At 38.8% G+C, this 18,343-nt stretch carries 12 protein-coding genes; 8 read left to right on the forward strand and 4 right to left on the reverse strand.

Going from position 1 to position 18,343, the window contains the following annotated elements; translation table 11 throughout:
* Positions 1-249: 249 nt before the first annotated feature.
* The 8 genes from cmoM (at position 250) to GWJ05_RS17595 (ending at position 12,107) form a co-directional block, all read left to right on the forward strand.
* Positions 250-1,023, forward strand: coding sequence for a tRNA uridine 5-oxyacetic acid(34) methyltransferase CmoM (gene cmoM / locus GWJ05_RS17560; RefSeq protein ID WP_036938089.1), 774 nt, complete (start codon positions 250-252; stop codon positions 1,021-1,023).
* Between the two features lie 9 nt (positions 1,024-1,032).
* Positions 1,033-2,355, forward strand: a complete 1,323-nt coding sequence (mukF, locus tag GWJ05_RS17565; protein ID WP_036938087.1) for a chromosome partition protein MukF — start codon at positions 1,033-1,035, stop codon at positions 2,353-2,355.
* On the forward strand, positions 2,336-3,067 hold the full coding sequence (gene mukE / locus GWJ05_RS17570; protein WP_161681529.1) for a chromosome partition protein MukE: 732 nt from the start codon (positions 2,336-2,338) through the stop codon (positions 3,065-3,067). Before mukF ends, mukE begins: the two co-directional genes overlap by 20 nt.
* The gene (mukB, locus tag GWJ05_RS17575) at positions 3,064-7,524 is read left to right on the forward strand and encodes a chromosome partition protein MukB (protein ID WP_036938082.1); all 4,461 of its coding nucleotides are present in this window, start codon (positions 3,064-3,066) and stop codon (positions 7,522-7,524) included. Before mukE ends, mukB begins: the two co-directional genes overlap by 4 nt.
* A 226-nt stretch (positions 7,525-7,750) precedes the next feature.
* Positions 7,751-8,464 carry an acid phosphatase AphA gene (aphA, locus tag GWJ05_RS17580; RefSeq protein WP_036938080.1) on the forward strand — a complete coding sequence of 238 codons (714 nt, stop codon included), beginning with the start codon at positions 7,751-7,753 and terminating at the stop codon, positions 8,462-8,464.
* A gap of 350 nt (positions 8,465-8,814) precedes the next feature.
* On the forward strand, positions 8,815-10,542 hold the full coding sequence (gene ldtD / locus GWJ05_RS17585) for a L,D-transpeptidase (protein WP_161681530.1): 1,728 nt from the start codon (positions 8,815-8,817) through the stop codon (positions 10,540-10,542).
* Between the two features lie 328 nt (positions 10,543-10,870).
* Entirely contained in the window at positions 10,871-11,419 is a 549-nt protein-coding gene (locus tag GWJ05_RS17590) for a YcbK family protein (RefSeq protein WP_036938074.1), read from the forward strand.
* Between the two features lie 37 nt (positions 11,420-11,456).
* Complete coding sequence (locus GWJ05_RS17595; RefSeq protein WP_036938071.1) at positions 11,457-12,107, forward strand: MBL fold metallo-hydrolase; 651 nt, start codon at positions 11,457-11,459, stop codon at positions 12,105-12,107.
* A gap of 148 nt (positions 12,108-12,255) precedes the next feature.
* Here GWJ05_RS17595 and GWJ05_RS17600 read toward each other — a convergent pair whose 3' ends face one another.
* The 4 genes from GWJ05_RS17600 to pncB all read right to left on the reverse strand — a co-directional run bounded on the left by GWJ05_RS17600 (position 12,256) and on the right by pncB (position 18,187).
* On the reverse strand, positions 12,256-13,446 hold the full coding sequence (locus tag GWJ05_RS17600; protein WP_123821987.1) for an amino acid aminotransferase: 1,191 nt from the start codon (positions 13,444-13,446) through the stop codon (positions 12,256-12,258).
* A gap of 448 nt (positions 13,447-13,894) precedes the next feature.
* Entirely contained in the window at positions 13,895-14,974 is a 1,080-nt protein-coding gene (locus tag GWJ05_RS17605) for a porin (protein ID WP_087803593.1), read from the reverse strand.
* 340 nt (positions 14,975-15,314) lie between these two features.
* Positions 15,315-16,715, reverse strand: coding sequence for an asparagine--tRNA ligase (asnS, locus tag GWJ05_RS17610; protein WP_036938062.1), 1,401 nt, complete (start codon positions 16,713-16,715; stop codon positions 15,315-15,317).
* Positions 16,716-16,972: 257 nt separating this feature from the next.
* Positions 16,973-18,187 (reverse strand): nicotinate phosphoribosyltransferase, encoded by a 1,215-nt coding sequence (gene pncB / locus GWJ05_RS17615; RefSeq protein ID WP_036938060.1) that lies wholly within the window; start codon positions 18,185-18,187, stop codon positions 16,973-16,975.
* Between the last annotated feature and the right edge of the window lie 156 nt (positions 18,188-18,343).

The raw sequence follows: 18,343 nt of genomic DNA on the forward strand, positions 1-18,343 counted from the left end.
ATAAAGAACCGTTAAATTATTTATAAAACGATAAGCGTTTGAACGTTAATTTTTTCATTAATAAGCGTTATATTTATACTGCGCTTTGCGAATAGTCTGATTCATGGCTTATTTCTTTAGAGAAAACAGTCAGTATCATAGAACACTGGTAAAATTGCTGTCTTAATTTTATGTACAGTGTCTCATATTTTTTGAATTTATCAGAATGCAAAGAGCGCAAGTAGCAGGTTGTTATCATGAGGCGTTTTAATGTCAGATCGTAATTTTGACGATATTGCAGATAAATTCTCCCGCAATATCTACGGCACAACAAAGGGTAAAATTCGCCAAGCGGTGATTTGGGAAGATTTACAACAATTATTAACTCTTTTCCCTAACCGTACTCTGCGTATTTTAGATGCAGGCGGTGGTGAAGGGTATTTCTCTCGTCAGTTAGCTAAATTGGGACACCAAATTATCTTATGTGATTTATCACAAGAGATGCTTAATCGCGCGCAAGAAGCAGCTATTGACGAAGGTGTTGCTGAGAATATGACATTTATTTGTTGTGCTGCTCAAGAGATTAAAGAGCATAGAGATGAAAGCGTTGACTTAATTCTGTTTCATGCTGTATTGGAGTGGATCACGGATCAGAAAGACGCCGTAAATGTTCTTACCGATATGTTGTTACCTAATGGTATCTTATCGCTGATGTTTTACAATGCAAATGGCATTGTTATGAGAAATGCGATATTGGGGAATTTTCATCTGGCAAATCCTGAAATTCCTCGAAGAAGAAAAAAATCGTTGTCACCTCAAAACCCATTGCAACCTGAAGATGTCTATCAATGGCTGACTGAATTTTCAATGACAATATTAGGAAAGACAGGTGTTCGCGTTTTTCATGATTATTTACAAAGTCGTCAGTTACAAAATAAAGATTTTCCATCGTTGCTTGCATTAGAGCAACGTTATTGTCGACAAGAGCCCTATATCAGTCTGGGGCGTTACATTCATGTCATGGCACAAAAGCGTGTAAATTAAGGATGTACTATGAGTGATTTTACCCAGACCGTTCCTGAGTTAGTGTCTTGGGCGAGAAAAAATGATTTCTCAATCTCACTGCCACCTGAAAGATTAGCTTTTTTGATGGCAGTCGCTGTATTAAACAGTGAACGCCTTGATGGCGAAATTAGTGAAGGGGAGTTAATTGACGCCTTTAGAGAGGTCTGTAAAGGCTTTGAACAACCCGCAGAATCAATACAAGTCCGTGCCAATAACGCCATTAATGATATGGTTAAGCAACGGCTTTTTAACCGTTTTACCAGTGAACTGGTAGAAGGTAATGCAATATATCGTCTAACCCCGTTAGGCATTGGAATAAGTGATTATTATATTCGCCAACGTGAGTTTTCATCGTTACGTTTATCTATGCAGTTATCTATAGTGGCCGGAGAACTCGATTCTGCTGCAAGCTCTGCTGAAGAAGGGGGCGATGAATATCATTGGCATCGCAATGTTTTTGCACCACTGAAATATTCAGTAGCAGAAATTTTCGATAGCATTGATTTGTCACAGAGAATTATGGATGAGCAGCAAAATACGGTAAAAGAAGATATTGCTGAGTTATTAAATCAAGACTGGCAAGCTGCTATTTCAAGCTGTGAACAACTCTTATCTGAAACTTCCGGCACACTAAGAGAGCTACAAGATACGCTTGAAGCCGCAGGTGATAAACTTCAAGCCAATCTGTTGCGTATCCAAGAAGCAAACATGAATACAGGTCATGTCGATCAAATTGATACGTTAGTATTTGAGCTACAAAGTAAGCTTGATCGTATTATTAGCTGGGGTCAGCAATCTATTGATTTATGGATTGGCTATGATAGACATGTCCATAAATTTATTCGTACGGCGATTGATATGGATAAAAATCGTATATTCTCTCGTCGATTACGTCAATCAGTACAAAACTATTTCGACAGCCCATGGGCATTAACTTACGCTAATGCAGATAGGTTGTATGATATGCGTGATGAAGAACTAACGCTACGAGATGAAGAAGTCACCGGTGAATTACCCGAAGAACTCGAATACCAAATGTTCAGCGAAGTGAACGAACAAATAACGCAATGGGTAGAACAAGAGCTTGCTTCTTACAAATTAGAGCAACGAGCATTAGATCTCAGTTCAGTATTAGTTGAATATCTTAATCGTTATCCGCAACAGAAACATTTCGATGTTGCCCGTATTGTCATTGATCAGGCGGTGCGATTAGGTGTGGCAAAAGCTGAGCTCGCAGGATTACCTGCAAAATGGTCAGAAATTAACGAATATGGAGCTAAGGTACAAGCGCATGTCATCGATACATACTGAACAATTTATGCCAGCAAAACTGGCGCAGGCATTAGCGAACTCACTTTTCCCTGAACTGGATAGCCAATTACGTGCAGGTCGGCATATCGGTATAGATTCTCTGGATAATCATGCATTCTTGATGGACTTTCAAGATGAGTTATCAGATTTTTATGTGCGTTATAATGTTGAATTAATTCGAGCACCAGAAGGTTTTTTCTATTTACGTCCTCGCTCAACTACGCTTATTCCTCGTTCTGTACTATCTGAAATGGATATGCTGGTGGGGAAAATTCTTTGTTATCTCTATCTTAGCCCTGAACGATTAGCGAATCAGGGAATATTCACTGTTCAAGAATTATTTGATGAATTAAGAACATTAGCAGATGAAGCCAAACTTTTACGCTTAGTGAACCAACGCTCAACGGGGTCTGATCTTGATTTGCAAAAATTACAAGAAAAAATGAGAACCTCTCTAAATCGTTTACGGCGTTTAGGTATGATTTCATTCTTATTAAATGATATGCAGCGTTTTTCAATCACTGAGTCTGTTTTTCGCTTTGGCGCTGATGTGCGTAGTGGTGATTCACCTATTGAGGCTCAAATACGAATGATCCGTGATGGTGAAGCTATGGCGCTTGAGAACAGTTCCGAATCACCAAACGAAGATGAAGAAAATGAAGATGAGCAGTTACAATCGAGTGAAGATGATGCGGAGGAAGAAAATAAATGATTGAACGTGGAAAATTTCGCTCATTAACACTGATCAACTGGAATGGGTTCTTTGCTCGTACTTTTGACTTAGATGAATTGGTGACGACATTATCAGGCGGGAATGGAGCAGGTAAATCAACCACTATGGCTGCATTTATCACCGCAATGATCCCTGATCTTACTTTGTTGCACTTTCGCAATACCACCGAAGCAGGATCGACAAGTGGTTCTCGTGATAAAGGGCTATATGGGAAACTGCGTCCTGGTGTGTGTTATGCCGTATTAGATGTGATCAACTCACGTCACTTACGTGCTGTGGTTGGTGTGCGTTTACAGCAAATTGCAGGGCGTGATAAAAAAGTTGATATCAAACCCTTTATGATCCAAGGGTTGCCGATGGCAGAGAATCCAACAGAAATTCTGACCCAAGCTGTTGCCGATCGCCAAGCGCGCGTTTTACCACTCAATGAATTAAAAGAAAAAGTTGAAGCGATTGATGGTGTTGTTTTCAGACAGTTTAATTCTATCACTGATTTTCATGCCGTAATGTTTGATTTAGGCGTTATCCCTAAACGTTTACGTTCAGCGAGTGATCGCGCCAAATTCTATCGTTTAATTGAAGCCTCATTGTATGGTGGTATTTCAAGTGCGATCACACGTTCTTTACGAGATTATTTATTACCTGAAAATAGCGGTGTAAGAAAAGCATTCCAAGATATGGAAGGTGCATTGCGGGAAAACCGCATGACACTTGAAGCTATTCGTGTCACACAATCTGATCGTGATTTATTTAAGCACTTAATTACAGAAGCGACATCTTATGTTGCAGCTGATTATATGCGCCATGCTAATGAACGACGTGTTCATCTTGATGAAGCGCTAGAAGTCCGCCGTGAATTATGGCGCCAGAGAAAATCCATCAATAACGAGGCATATCGCTTTATTGAAATGGGTAAAGAGTTGGAAGAGCAACAAGCACTTTCTTCTGATCTTGAGGCGGATTATCAAGCAGCAAGTGACCGATTAAACTTAGTGCAAAATGCGGTTCGCCAACAAGAAAAAATAGACCGTTACGTTGCTGATGTAGAAGAGATCACTTTCCGTTTAGAAGAGCAAAGTGAAGTGGTTGAAGAGGCGGCTTCTAAAAAAGAAGAGCTCGAAGCGCGAGTAGAGTCTGCGGAAGAAGAAGTTGATGAACTGAAAAATCAGTTAGCAGATTATCAGCAAGCATTAGACGTACAACAAACACGCGCTATTCAATATCGTCAAGCAGTACAGGCTTTAGAGCGAGCAAAAGCACAATGTAACATTGCTGATTTAGATGAAACTAATGCGGATCAATGGGCTGAACATATTCAAGCAAAAATTCAAACTCTTACCCATTCGCTACTTTCTATGGAACAGAAACTCAATGTTTCTGAAGCGGCAAAAACACAGTTTGATCAAGCGTATAAATTGGTTAGCGGCATTGTTGGTGAGGTTGATCGTAAAGATGCATGGGGTGTCGCCAAAACCGCATTACGTGAATGGTCTTCTCATCGCCATCAAGCAGATAGGGTTCATCCTATTCGTATGCAGTTGGCAGAATTAGAGCAACGCTTACATCAAAGAAATAATGCCCAGCGCCAGCTTGAAGAATTTAATAAGCATCATGGTAAATCGATGGAGCCAGATGATCTTTTAATTTTACAAGATGAGCTGGAAGCAAAAATTGAAGAGCTTAGCGATTATGTTAACGAATCTGGTGAACATCGCATGCAAATGCGCCAAGAGCTGGATCAACTCAAGCAACAAATTGAAAAGCTGAAAAAACAAGCACCTGCATGGCTTGCGGCACAAGATGCGTTAACACAGCTGTGTGAGCAAACTCGCCAATCTTTTGAAACGGGTCATCAAGTAACTGAATATATGCAACAGTTACTTGAAAAAGAGCGTGAAGCCACAGTATTACGTGATGAAACTGCGACGCGTAAACAGCAGATTGAAGCACAAATTGAACGTTTAAGTCAGCCTAGCGGTGCTGAAGATGGACGATTAATTACGCTAGCAGAGCGCTTTAATGGGGTTTTATTATCTGAGATTTATGATGATATTACATTGGATGATGCGCCTTATTTTTCAGCGCTATATGGCCCTGCACGTCACGCAATTGTTGTGCAAGATTTGTCTCAAGTTCAGGAACAGTTAGAAACGTTAGAAGATTGCCCTGAAGATCTCTATTTTATCGAAGGGGATCCACAATCTTTCGATGACAGTGTATTTAATGCACAAGAGATGGAGAAAGCGGTTCTTATCAAGAGCTCAGATAGGCAATGGCGTTATTCTCGCTACCCTGAAATTCCGCTTTTTGGTCGCGCGGCGCGTGAGAATCAATTAGAAATATTATCTCGCCAACGCGATGAGCTTTCTGAGCTTTATGCAACGCAAGCTTTTGATGTACAAAAAATTCAACGTGCGCACCATGCTTTTAGCCAATTTGTCGGGCAACATATTTCAGTCGCGTTTGAAGCTGATCCTGAAGAGGATATCCGTCAACTTAATCAAAGACGCAATGAGCTAGAGAGGGCATTAACACAGTATGAAGAGAATACTCAACAGCAACGTCAACATTATGCTCAAGCAAAAGAGTCGTTAAATTTACTTAATAAACTGATCCCTCAAGTGAATATCTTGATGGATGAAACGCTAATTGATCGCGTTGAAGAATTACGTGAAGAGCTGTATAGCGCTGAAGAGTCTATGCGCTATTTACAGCGTCATGAAAAAGCACTGGCAACATTAGAACCTATTGCATCAATTTTACAAAGTGATCCACAAGAACATGAGCAATTAGCACAGGATTACGAACACGCTAAAGCAGAACAACAGCGTTATCAACAACAGGCTTTCTTGCTGGTGGAAGTTGTACAACGTCGTGCACACTTTAGCTATAGCGATGCGGTTGAGATTGTGAGTGAAAATAGCGATCTTAACGAGAAACTACGTCATCGTTTAGAAATGGCAGAAACAGAACGTGCTACGGCAAGAGAACTTTATCGTCAGCAACAAGCTCAATGTGCTCAATTTAATCAAGTACTCGCATCATTAAAAAGCTCCTTTGACACTAAATCTGAATTGCTCAGAGAACTTGAGCAAGAGATGCGTGATACAGGGATCCATATTGATGTTGGCGCAGAAGCAAGAGCTAAAGAGCTACGTGATCAACGTTATGCTGCTGTCAGTGCTAACCGTACACGAATTAGTCAACTTGAGCGAGATATCGCACTGAGTGAAGCTGAACGCGATAATCTAACCAAGAAAATTCGTAAACTTGAACGTGACTACATTCAAATTCGTGAGCATGTTGTGAGTGCAAAAGCGGGCTGGTGTGCGGTGATGCGGTTAGTGAAAGAAAATGGTATGGAACGTCGTTTGCATCGCCGAGACTTCGCTTACCTTTCTGCTGATGAATTGCGTTCAATGTCGGATAAGGCGCTAGGTGCATTACGTCAAGCTGTTGCTGATAATGAATATTTACGTGATGCATTACGTCGTTCTGAAGATGCAAAATATCCTGATCGTAAAGTTCAGTTCTTTATTGCGGTATATCAGCATTTAAGAGAGCGTATTCGCCAAGATATCATTAAAACCGACGATCCAGTTGATGCAATTGAACAGATGGAAATTGAGCTTGCTCGCTTAACGGAAGAACTGACAAGCCGTGAACAGAAATTAGCGATTAGTTCACGAAGTGTCGCGAATATTATTCGCAAAACTATCCAACGAGAGCAAAACCGTATCCGTATGCTAAACCAAGGTTTACAAGCGGTTTCATTTGGCCAAGTGCGAGGTGTTCGACTTAACGTCAATATTCGTGAAAGTCATCAAGTGCTTCTTGATGTGTTATCAGAAGAAGATAATCAATACCAAGACTTATTTAAAAACCAAAACCTTACCTTCTCTGAAGCGATGGCGAAGCTTTATCAACGTTTAAATCCACAAGTAGATATTGGTCAACGTATGCCACAAACTGTGGGGGAAGAGCTGTTAGATTACCGTAATTACCTTGAAATGGATGTTGAGGTTAATCGTGGGCCAGAAGGGTGGTTAAAAGCGGAAAGTGGCGCTTTATCGACTGGTGAAGCGATTGGTACAGGAATGTCAATTCTGGTGATGGTTGTACAAAGTTGGGAAGAAGAATCACGACGCTTAAGAGGAAAAGATATTTCTCCTTGTCGCTTACTCTTCCTTGATGAAGCCGCACGTTTGGATGCGAAATCTATAGCGACATTATTTGAACTTTGTGATCGTCTCGATATGCAATTGATTATTGCGGCACCAGAAAATATCAGCCCAGAAAAAGGCACGACTTATAAACTCGTCCGTAAAGTGTTCAACGGTACAGAACATGTTCACGTTGTGGGTTTAAAAGGTTTTGGCCAACACGCTGAAAAAGATAAAATTGCATCATCAAATGTTGCTGAAATAACAGAATAATTTTATTTCGTTATCAACGACAGAGAGAAAAATAGAAAGGCGCTATGGGCATATGCTCATAGCGCCTTCTTTTTTCAAAGTGTTAGATAGATCAAAAAATGAAAGTAAATTAACAAAAAAATGAAAATTTAAATGATATAACGTGCGCCACATCTCATTTAAATGTAAGCGTGATGTCTATGATTGTTGCCGTATGTGATTAATATAAAAAATTAAAGGAAAGAAAATGCGTAAAGTCACGTTAGCTTTTAGTGCAATTGCTTTAGCGTTAAGTTTAAATGGCGCGGCAATGGCAAAAGTTCATATGCCAGAAGTTGTCAGCCCAGGTGTTACTGTTGCTCAATTAGCACAACAACAACCAATTAATTGGGTTTCTGTTGCAGATATAGAAAAAAGCTTAGCAGGCCAAGCGCCAATGGCGGTTGGTTTTGATATTGATGATACTGTTTTATTCTCAAGCCCAGGTTTTTATCGCGGTAAACTAGAATATTCTCCAAATGATTTCAGTTATCTGAAAAATCCAGAGTTCTGGGAGAAAATGAATAATGAGTGGGATAAATTCAGTATGCCTAAACAAGTCGGTATCGATCTTGTTCAAATGCACTTAAAACGTGGTGATACTGTTTATTTCATTACTGGTCGTACTAAAACTAAAACTGAGACTGTGACCAAATATGTTCAAGAAGGTTTAAATATCCCTGCTGATAAAATGCAGCCTGTTATTTTCGCGGGTGACCAACCTGGTGCAAATAATAAAGTAAGCTGGATGCGTGATCATAAATTGAAAATTTACTACGGTGATGCTGATGCAGATATCGCGGCAGCAGATGAACTGAATATCCGTGGTATTCGTATTCTGCGTGCTGCTAACTCTTCTTACCAACCATTGCCAAAAGCGGGTCAGTTTGGCGAAGAAGTTGTTATCAATTCAGAATACTAATTTTTATCCTTTGTTTACCTTTATTTGTCAGGCGTAGGAAACTACGCCTTTTTCTCGATTAAAACACCTTTTATTTAAATAATCTTATTATCTATTTTCAATATTTTATTATATTTTGAAATTTTTTTTCAAAATGTCTGTTTTTTGTTCTTTTGTTGATTTTTTATTTAAACTCTATTTTTGAATATAAAAATAACTAAGTGGTCTTTTTTTGATTGAATAAAATTAAATTTCCATCAAAGGGTTATAAAACTTTAAAAATATTAGTTTATTCCTATAAAACTCTTCTCCAAGCTCATCTAATATTCTAGGATATCAAAATAATAATAAGGGATGAGGGTAGGGGATTTATGGCGTACCAACCAATTAAAAGAGCAATTACATATTCAGTCGTTATAGGAACTCTTCTTTCTGGGCATTATGCAGTGGCTACAGAAGCGGAGTCAGCTATTTTATCTACACCCGAAATAGAAAACGCAACGTTAGTTCCTATGACTAACGAAGCTATGACTATACCTGCCACTGTGGTAATGAATATTCCACAAGTTACCGAGTTAGAGGCAAGAACAAAACTACAATCATGGATCCCAACGGGATATAAACCATTCTATTTAACTCAATTAGTGAAAGTTTACCAAGCAAATAACCTCACATTAATCTGGCAAGATGAAAAAATCGCACAGCAATTACAGGAACAAATTGCAGAAGTGGCTATTTCAGGTATTCAGCCTCAATTTGGACAATGGTTAACACAATTAGAAACACCGGAGTTAACAAAAGAAGGGCGTGATATTATTTTATCAGACGCATTTTTAGGTTATATCAGTTTTGTTGAGCAAGTGAATAAATCAGGCGTATCTTTATTGTATCGTGATGGCGCAAAAAGCCTACCATCACCGTCAGATAAATCCATGGTTGACCTACAACAAAATATTCAAAATAGCACTTTAGGTAGCTTCGTTATTTCTTATGCTCCGTCTCATCCTTATTACGCTTTAATGAAAGAAGAAGTACGTAAACAATTACATAGTTCGATTGTTTGGCCTGAGATGACGGGAACGACATCATTAAAACCAAATCAATCATCACAAGAAGTTGTACCACTGAGACAGATTTTACGTTATTTAAAATTAATTCCTGATTTGGCTGAAAATGAGCAAGAAATTGCGACAATCGTTTATGATGCACCTTTAATCACTGCTGTTAAATTATTTCAAACCGCTCATGGTTTAGAGCCAGATGGAATTATTGGGCGACAAACGCGTGCATGGTTAAATACAACGCCAACACAACGCGCCAGTATTATGGCATTAAATATTCAACGCCTTCGCTTAACACCGGCTATTGGTGACACAGGCATTTGGGTGAATATTCCTGATTTTTCACTCTATTTTTATGCCAACAACGAACTTATTCTTGATTCAAAAGTGATAGTCGGTCGTCCAGATAGAAAAACGCCAATTATGAGTAGTGCATTAAATAATGTTGTGGTTAATCCACCTTGGAATGTGCCAACAAGTATGACTCGCAAAGATATTGTCCCTAGAGGTAAAGCAGATCCTAGCTACTTTAGCCGTAAGGGATATACCATTTATTCCGGATGGGGCAATGATGCTTACCCAATTAATCCTTATGATATTGATTGGCAAAATATGAGTGCAAGTAATTTCCCTTATCGAATTTGGCAGGCGCCAGGACCAACAAACTCATTAGGGCGTTATAAGTTTAATATGCCAAATTCAGATGCGATATACCTACATGACACACCAAATCATTCACTGTTTTCAAAAAATATGCGCGCAATTAGCTCGGGATGTATTCGTGTTAATAAAGCCTCTCAGTTGGCCTCGATTTTATTAGGTGATGCAGGATGGAAACAAGATAGAATTGATGCGGCATTAAAACGTGGATCAACACAATATGCGCCCATTCCTGAACGTATTCCTGTTTATTTATATTATCAAACAGCATGGGTTGCACAGGAAAATGCACCTCAATATCGAGCAGACATTTATGGCTATGATAAGAGCATTACCAATGCACAACCTTATTTAGAGAATATTAAGAAATACTTGTAATATTAATAAATATAAATTGGATAAAGGGCGATTAGTTTAATTGCCCTTTATTTCTATATAAATCAATAAGATGTTTTTTTAATTTTATATATAAAAATAAGATCACTAAAAAATTATAAATTTATAAAATATTTTTAAAATTTCCATTAAAAATAGAAAGATAAAAAGAGACTTTAGTATAAATAGCTAAATTTATAAAATGTCTGATGGCATTAAATTGAAATGAATTGTTATTTACAATACTATACAAACCATAAGAAACAATTCGAGAAAAATATTGTCATAATAAAGGTTCTTCCTCCTGAAATAATTATTGAGTACATATACTATGGATATTATTGATTCACATCGCCGTAAGTGGCTAGGGCTCGGTATGGCCGCTGTGGGGTTGGGGTTATTGCCTTCTCATGCTTTTGCTTCATTAGCAACACCTCGTCCAAAAATCCTTCGCTTTAATAATTTAAATACTGGTGAAACTATTAAAGCCGAGTTTTTTGATGGAAAACGTTATAATAAACAAGAGCTTGCTAAGTTAAATCACCTTTTTAGAGATTATCGTCAAAATAAAATTAAAACCATCGACCCTGCATTGTTTGACCAAATTTATCTATTGCAAGTGATGCTGAATAATAATAAGCCCGTTGAACTTATTTCAGGCTATCGCTCTTTAGTGACCAATAATAATTTACGACAAAGTAGCAGTGGTGTTGCGAAGAAAAGCTATCATACTCGCGGACAAGCAATGGATTTTCGTTTAGTGGGGACTGAGCTTTCAAAAGTTCGTCAAGTGGCGCTAAGAATGAAAGCGGGGGGAGTTGGGTATTATCCAAAAAGTAATTTTGTTCATATTGATACGGGACCAGTCCGCTCATGGTAAGCTATTGAGAATTAGTTAATAGAGAGTGGAGTGATTCATGATGTATCACATTGTACCTGTGACAAACTATATGCAAAATTGCACCCTTATTTGGTGTGATGAAACGAAGGAAGCGGCAATTGTTGATCCTGGTGGCGATGTCGAAAGACTGATTGCGGAAATCGAAAAACGCCAATTAACATTGACCAAAGTATTATTAACACATGGACACTTTGATCATATTGCAGGCACCTCTCAGATTGTTGAGCACTTTCATGTTCCTATTTATGGGCCTCATAAAGAAGATAATTTCTTATTAGAGGAATTAGAGCAACAGTGCCGTATGTTTAATTTCCCTTGCGGAAAGTCATTTGCACCAGATAGCTGGTTAAATGAAGGCGATACCATCACAATTGGTAAAACAATTTCGTTATCTGTTTTACATTGCCCTGGGCATACACCAGGACATATTATTTTTGTAAATCATAAGAATAAACTTATCTCTATGGGAGATGTGTTATTTAAAGAAAGCATTGGCCGTACCGATTTTCCACGCGGAAACCATGCCGATCTTATTGCATCAATCAAAAATAAAGTGTTGCCTTTAGGTGATGATTATCTGTTTATTCCGGGACATGGCCCTATGTCTAATTTAGGGCATGAACGCCAATACAACCCGTTTTTACAAGATGAAATGCCAATCTGGTAATAGTTGCGCTGAGTAAAGTGAATAAGTGAAAGCTCTTTATAATAAAGAGCTTTTTTATACGTAAAAAATATGATTTTTATTTCTTTTGTTTAAATAAAAATGCCACATTGTATAACGTGGCATTCATCTAATTGCACGTTAAAGACAATTAGAGTACTGCAACGATGGCTTCACACAGTGGCACCATATTCTCAAGGGTTAAACCGGCAACGTTAATACGACCAGAGCCTACGATATAAATACCGTATTCAGCACGTAAGCGCTCAACTTGCTCTTTATTCAAACCACTAAATGAGAACATGCCATTTTGGTCAATAATAAAGCTAAAGTCTTGCTTAGCCCCTTTTTCTTGTAGTGTCGTAACTAACAATTGGCGCATACGCTGAATGCGTTCACGCATAGTCGTTAGTTCTTCAATCCACTCTTCTTTTAATTCTGAGTTAGAAAGAATCGTTGTTACCACTGAAGCACCGTGTGCTGGTGGGTTTGAGTAGTTAGCACGAATAATGGCTTTTGCTTGGCTAAAGGCTTTTTCAGCCGTGTCACTGTCTTTGGTGACAATAGTACATGCACCTACACGTTCATTGTAAAGACCGAAGTTTTTAGAATATGAACTTGCAACAATAAGCTCAGGATTTTTTTCTGCAAAGAGGCGTAAACCTTGTGCATCTTCTTCAAGACCGCGAGCAAAACCTTGGTATGCGAAGTCAAAAACAGGTAACCAGCCTTTCTCTGCTGATAGCGCTGCTAATTGACGCCATTGTTCTTCCGTTGGATCAATACCGCTTGGGTTATGACAGCAACCGTGGAACAGGACAACATCACCCGCTTGAGCTTTAGTAAGGCTTGCTAGCATACCATCAAAGTCTAATCCATGATTTTTTGCGTCGTAATAATCATAATTACAGATCTCAAGACCTGCAATTTGGAAAATATTATTATGATTAGGCCAAGTAGGGTTGCTTATCCAAACGCGTTTTGCTGTGGTTTGCTGAGCAATAAAATCAGCAGCAATACGTAAAGCTCCTGTTCCCCCAGGGGCTTGTGCTGTGCGTGCGCGTTTTTCAAAGATAATAGAATGTTGTTCACCAAACAAAAGTGCTTGGGTCACATTGCCAAATTCAGGGATACCGCTAATAGGAAGGTAATTTTTGGTGGTTTCGTTTTCTAACAGGTATTTTTCTGCTTTCTTAACTGTGGTTAAAACAGGCGTTTTACCTGTCTCATCCTTGTAAACACCAATCCCTAAGTTAATTTTGTTTTCACGAGGATCAGAACGGAAACTATCAGCTAAACCCAGAATAGGATCGGCTGGTGCAGCAATGATTTTCTCAAACATAGTGTAATTGTTCCCTAAGCTCAAAACGAAGCCGAAATATGAGTATCAAGAGTAACGCTATGAGGGATTTTTGCCAACTGTTTGTAGAGAAATTAACAAGAAGTTGTGAACTAAGTGAGAATAAATAGCAAATCAAGATGTAAATAAGTGAATATCCTGTGATTACATTAACATGTAAAAATAATCACTAAAAAATAATAATTGTTTAGTATGATAAACTTTTTGAAGTTGTTAAAAATAAAGAAGTTACAATGTTTTTCAGTGAATAAATAAACAGATCTACTGCAAATGCAAAAATAAAGAGAAAGAAAACATCGAGAATAAGAAGAAAAAAGAGGGATAAATAACAAGAGATTGAGATAGACAGTAGTAGTACAAATAAAAAAGCAACACCGAAGTGTTGCTTTTCAAATCAATTAACTTGACTGTTTAATTACCTAAGCGGTAATTAGAACTGATAAGTCAGACCTAAACCAACTACGTTGTCGTCGTTGATGCCCAGTTTGTTATCAGATTTCAGCAGGTTGATTTTGTAATCAACAACTGCAGTCATGTTTTTGTTAAATTTGTAGAAAGAACCTACAGAGATATATTTAACTAAATCTTCGTCATTTACGCCGTTAACATCTAAGTCTTTACCTTTAGATTGAACATAACCTAAAGATGGTTTCAGACCTAAATCAGCGAAGTCATACTGCGCAGTTAACTCAATGTTTTGAGTTTTGTTAGCAATGCCTTTATTGAAGCTAGTCATGTTACGAGTTTCACCGTACATAGCCGCTAAGTAAACATTGTTAGCTGCGAATTTACCACCAACGTTCCATGCTTCTGCACGAGAACCTTTAGCAGTGCTGTCATCTTGCTGCCAAGAAGTACGAGCAGAGTTTGAATAACCACCACCCAGAGTTACGCCCCAGCCTAAGTTATAAGCTGTAGAGAAACCGAAGCCGTCACCATTAGCTTTTTTACCATCACGCTTGTTGATAGTATTTTCGTTGTTTTTGCCTTGGTATTGCAGAGCAAAGTTCAGACCATCAACATAACCGAACATATCAGTGTTACGGTAAGTTAAAACACCAGTAGTACGGCTAGTCATGTAAACGTCAGTTTGTGCCATGGAGTCGCCACCAAATAAAGGTAGAACGTCTGTCCATGCGTTGGTGTCGTAAATTACACCGTAGTTACGACCATAGTCCATAGAACCGTAGTCAGCAAATTTAAAACCTGCGTAAGCAAAACGAGCACGTGAATCAGTATCACCTTCAGCATTGCTAGTACGAATTTCGTATTCAAAACGACCAAAACCAACTAAATCTTTATTGATTTGAGTTTCGCCTTTGAAGCCGATACGTGCACGAGAACCGTCACCGTCTTCACCTGAGTCTTTATCAGCGAAGTAATGACGAACGTCAACTTTACCGTAGATGTCTACTTTGTTGCCGTCTTTGTTGTACATTTCAGCTGCGTTTGCTGCACCAGCAAACATTAAAGCTGGGATTACCACTGCAAGAAGATTGCGCTTCATCATTATTATTACCCTCATTGGTGTTATTCAGACACCTTTGCCACTGCCAGAAATAGTTTCTTAATTTTTATGGAACTATTTATGAGAGTTAAGTGTCGTCTGTGTCGGGTGACAGTGTTCCATTGGTAAAAAATTTTATCTACCCCCAATTTGCTACAAAAACGAAAAAAGTGTAACAAATTGTAACTATGTATTTCAAAGTGTGTATTTAGGGGAACTTTTTAATCAAATAACAGCCATGCATAAAAAAAGCCAACCTTGCGGTTGGCTTCTTTACTTAAGCTAAATCTGTACAATAAAACAGCACTACAAAATTTTAGCTAAATACTAATCAATCACTAAATTAGAAATCTGCATTTCTTGGTGTACGAGGGAATGGAATAACTTCACGAACATTTGCGACACCGGTCACATAAGCAACTAAACGTTCAAAACCTAAACCGAAACCTGAGTGAGGTACAGTGCCATAACGACGTAGATCACGATACCACCAGTAGTCTTCTTTACTCATTCCCATTTCGTCTAAACGTTTATCAAACATCTCTAAACGCTCTTCACGTTGAGAGCCACCAATAATTTCACCAATGCCGGGTGCTAATACATCCATCGCTGCTACGGTCTTACCGTCTTCATTCATACGCATATAGAATGCTTTGATATCTTTCGGATAGTTTTTCACAACAACAGGTGCTTTAAAGTGTTTCTCTGCCAGATAACGTTCATGCTCAGAAGAAAGGTCAACACCCCAGTAAACTGGGTTTTCAAATTTCTCACCACAGTTTTCAAGCACCGTAACTGCATCGGTATAATCAATTTGAGCAAAATCAGAGGTGATAAAGTTCTCTAAGCGTGTGATAGCGTCTTTGTCGACACGTTGTGCAAAGAACTCCATATCATCTTTACGTTCTGCCAATACGGCAGCAAAGGTGTATTTCAACATTTTTTCAGCAAGGGCTGCGATATCGTTAAGATCAGCAAAGGCCACTTCAGGTTCAACCATCCAGAATTCAGCAAGGTGACGACTGGTATTTGAGTTTTCAGCACGGAATGTTGGGCCGAAAGTATACACTTTGCTTAATGCAGAGGCGTAAGTTTCACCATTTAACTGACCTGATACGGTTAAAAACGCTTCACGGCCAAAAAAGTCTTCGCTGAAATCAACTTCGCCTTTATCTGTACGTGGCAGATTGTTCATATCGAGTGTAGAGACACGGAACATTTCACCCGCACCTTCTGTATCAGCCGCTGTAATTAGTGGCGTAGAAACCCAGAAGAAGCCTTGTTCATCGAAGAAACGATGTAGTGCTTGTGCTAATGTGTGACGAACACGTGCAACTGCACCAATTAAGTTAGTACGAGGACGAAGGTGAGCAACTTCACGCAGGTACTCAATACTATGACGTTTGGCGGCCATCGGATAAGTTTCCGGATCATCGACCATTCCTACCACAACAACATTGGTGGCGTGAATTTCAAAGTTCTGTCCCTGGCCCGGAGATTCAACAATTTTACCGGTGACTTCCACAGAACAGCCTGTGGTTAAGTGCAGCACTTCATCTTGATAATTCGGTAAATTATTATTAATGATGGCCTGTACTGGATTAAAGCAGGAACCGTCATAGACGGTAAGAAATGAGATACCAGCTTTTGAATCTCTTCTTGTACGTACCCAACCGCGAACGGTGACGTCTTCGCCAACCGCGATACGGCCTTGCAGTACGTCGACTACAGGCGCAACGATCATAAATAAATCTCTCTTCGTTTAATTAAAATAATTGTTTGGTTAATTCACTCTGCCCCTGTCGGACAGTTTTTCTATGTTACTTGCAATAGCGCAGGAAACAAGTAGGAAATTTTAGTTTAAAGAGTCAATAAAGAAGAGAAAAGCTTTTGTATAAAATAAATTGATAAAAATAGGGGAATTATTGATAAAAGTAGAGGTTATGACAAAAGAAAGGGCAATTATTACCCTTTCTTTTACTAATAAAGATTTTTAGCTAATTAACAGGCTTGTTTGACAAGAGGAACATCAAAGGCTTTGCGTAGCTTGTCAACAAAATCATCGTCTTCGCAAATCGTTTTGCCTGGACTATCTGATAATTTAGCAACTGGCTTACCATTACACTCCACCAGCTTAATGACAATATTAAGTGGCGTTATTTGCGGAATATTACAAGTGAGCCGAGTACCAATACCAAAGATTAAACGAATACGTTTATGGAAATGTTTATAAAGTACTAATGCTTTTTGAAAATCTAGGCTATCAGAAAAGACTAATACTTTACTCATTGGATCGATGCCCAGTTTCTCATAATGTGCAATCGCTTTTTCCCCCCATTCAATAGGGTCGCCAGAGTCGTGACGTAAACCTTGATAACGCTCTGCAAAGGTCTTATCAAAATCACGCAAAAAAGCATCCATTGTAATACAGTCTGTTAATGCAATACCTAATTGATCGGGGTATTCATCTAGCCAAGATTGCAAGGCAGCACGCTGACTATTTGATAGTTCAGGACTAATTTGTTGATGTGCCTGAAACCACTCATGAGCTTGTGTACCCACAGGGGCTAATTGCATACGTTCTGCTAAATGATAGTTGCTTGTACCAATAAGATAAGGAAAATGATTTTTCAGCTCATCCACAATGGCGCACTGCACATCATAAGAAAAACGGCGACGAGTACCAAAATCCATCAATTTAAAATCAGCTAAGTCAATCTGCTGTTCAGCGGCATCACGGTAGAAGATATCAATCAATTTACGTAATTGGTTAACGGCATCATCGGGGGTGATTTGAGGTGAGCGAGTACGATGTACAATTTCACTCACTAAAGCCAATAACGGAACTTCCCATAAAATAACTTCACGCCAAGGGCCTGTAATTTTAATGGTAAGTTGGTTTTCAGGTGTGGTTGAAATATGGACTTGTTCTGGCTTAAAACGGAAATGTTTAAACCATTGCAGATAGTCATTTTTGAAAAAAGGGAGACTCTGAAGATAGTCAAACTCTTCATTTGTTAATGACAGGTTTGCCATCATGTTAACTTGATGGCGTAAGGTTGTTGCATATTCACCTAGACGTTCATCACTCCGACAGCGGAACTCAGCAACGACAGGAATATCACTATAATGGTGGTAAACCGCTTGTTGCATGTGGAGCTTATATGCATCGGTATCCAACAGTGATGTAATAATCGGTGTAGCGTCTAAAATCATAGCGCGTCAAGCATCCTCACGGAGCGTTTTTATGTCTGCTAAATCGTTAAGGTTGGAGAGTATACCCGAATATGATGACAAAGCGTCACTATTCAATAATATTTCTCTGCGACATAAAAACAAGCTGTAAAACTTAGATAAGTTTACCACGTTAAA

Origin of the sequence: Proteus sp. G2626, from assembly GCF_009915985.1 — a bacterium.
In the GTDB taxonomy this organism is placed as follows: Bacteria; Pseudomonadota; Gammaproteobacteria; order Enterobacterales; family Enterobacteriaceae; genus Proteus; species Proteus vulgaris.

Bases quoted from the DNA above. Each gene is read 5' to 3' on its own strand.
- cmoM (WP_036938089.1), top strand. From the start codon at position 250: ATGTCAGATCGTAATTTTGACGATATTGCAGATAAATTCTCCCGCAAT.
- mukF (WP_036938087.1), top strand. From the start codon at position 1,033: ATGAGTGATTTTACCCAGACCGTTCCTGAGTTAGTGTCTTGGGCGAGA.
- mukE (WP_161681529.1), top strand. From the start codon at position 2,336: ATGTCATCGATACATACTGAACAATTTATGCCAGCAAAACTGGCGCAG.
- mukB (WP_036938082.1), top strand. From the start codon at position 3,064: ATGATTGAACGTGGAAAATTTCGCTCATTAACACTGATCAACTGGAAT.
- aphA (WP_036938080.1), top strand. From the start codon at position 7,751: ATGCGTAAAGTCACGTTAGCTTTTAGTGCAATTGCTTTAGCGTTAAGT.
- ldtD (WP_161681530.1), top strand. From the start codon at position 8,815: ATGGCGTACCAACCAATTAAAAGAGCAATTACATATTCAGTCGTTATA.
- GWJ05_RS17590 (WP_036938074.1), top strand. From the start codon at position 10,871: ATGGATATTATTGATTCACATCGCCGTAAGTGGCTAGGGCTCGGTATG.
- GWJ05_RS17595 (WP_036938071.1), top strand. From the start codon at position 11,457: ATGATGTATCACATTGTACCTGTGACAAACTATATGCAAAATTGCACC.
- GWJ05_RS17600 (WP_123821987.1), bottom strand. From the start codon at position 13,446: ATGTTTGAGAAAATCATTGCTGCACCAGCCGATCCTATTCTGGGTTTA.
- GWJ05_RS17605 (WP_087803593.1), bottom strand. From the start codon at position 14,974: ATGATGAAGCGCAATCTTCTTGCAGTGGTAATCCCAGCTTTAATGTTT.
- asnS (WP_036938062.1), bottom strand. From the start codon at position 16,715: ATGATCGTTGCGCCTGTAGTCGACGTACTGCAAGGCCGTATCGCGGTT.
- pncB (WP_036938060.1), bottom strand. From the start codon at position 18,187: ATGATTTTAGACGCTACACCGATTATTACATCACTGTTGGATACCGAT.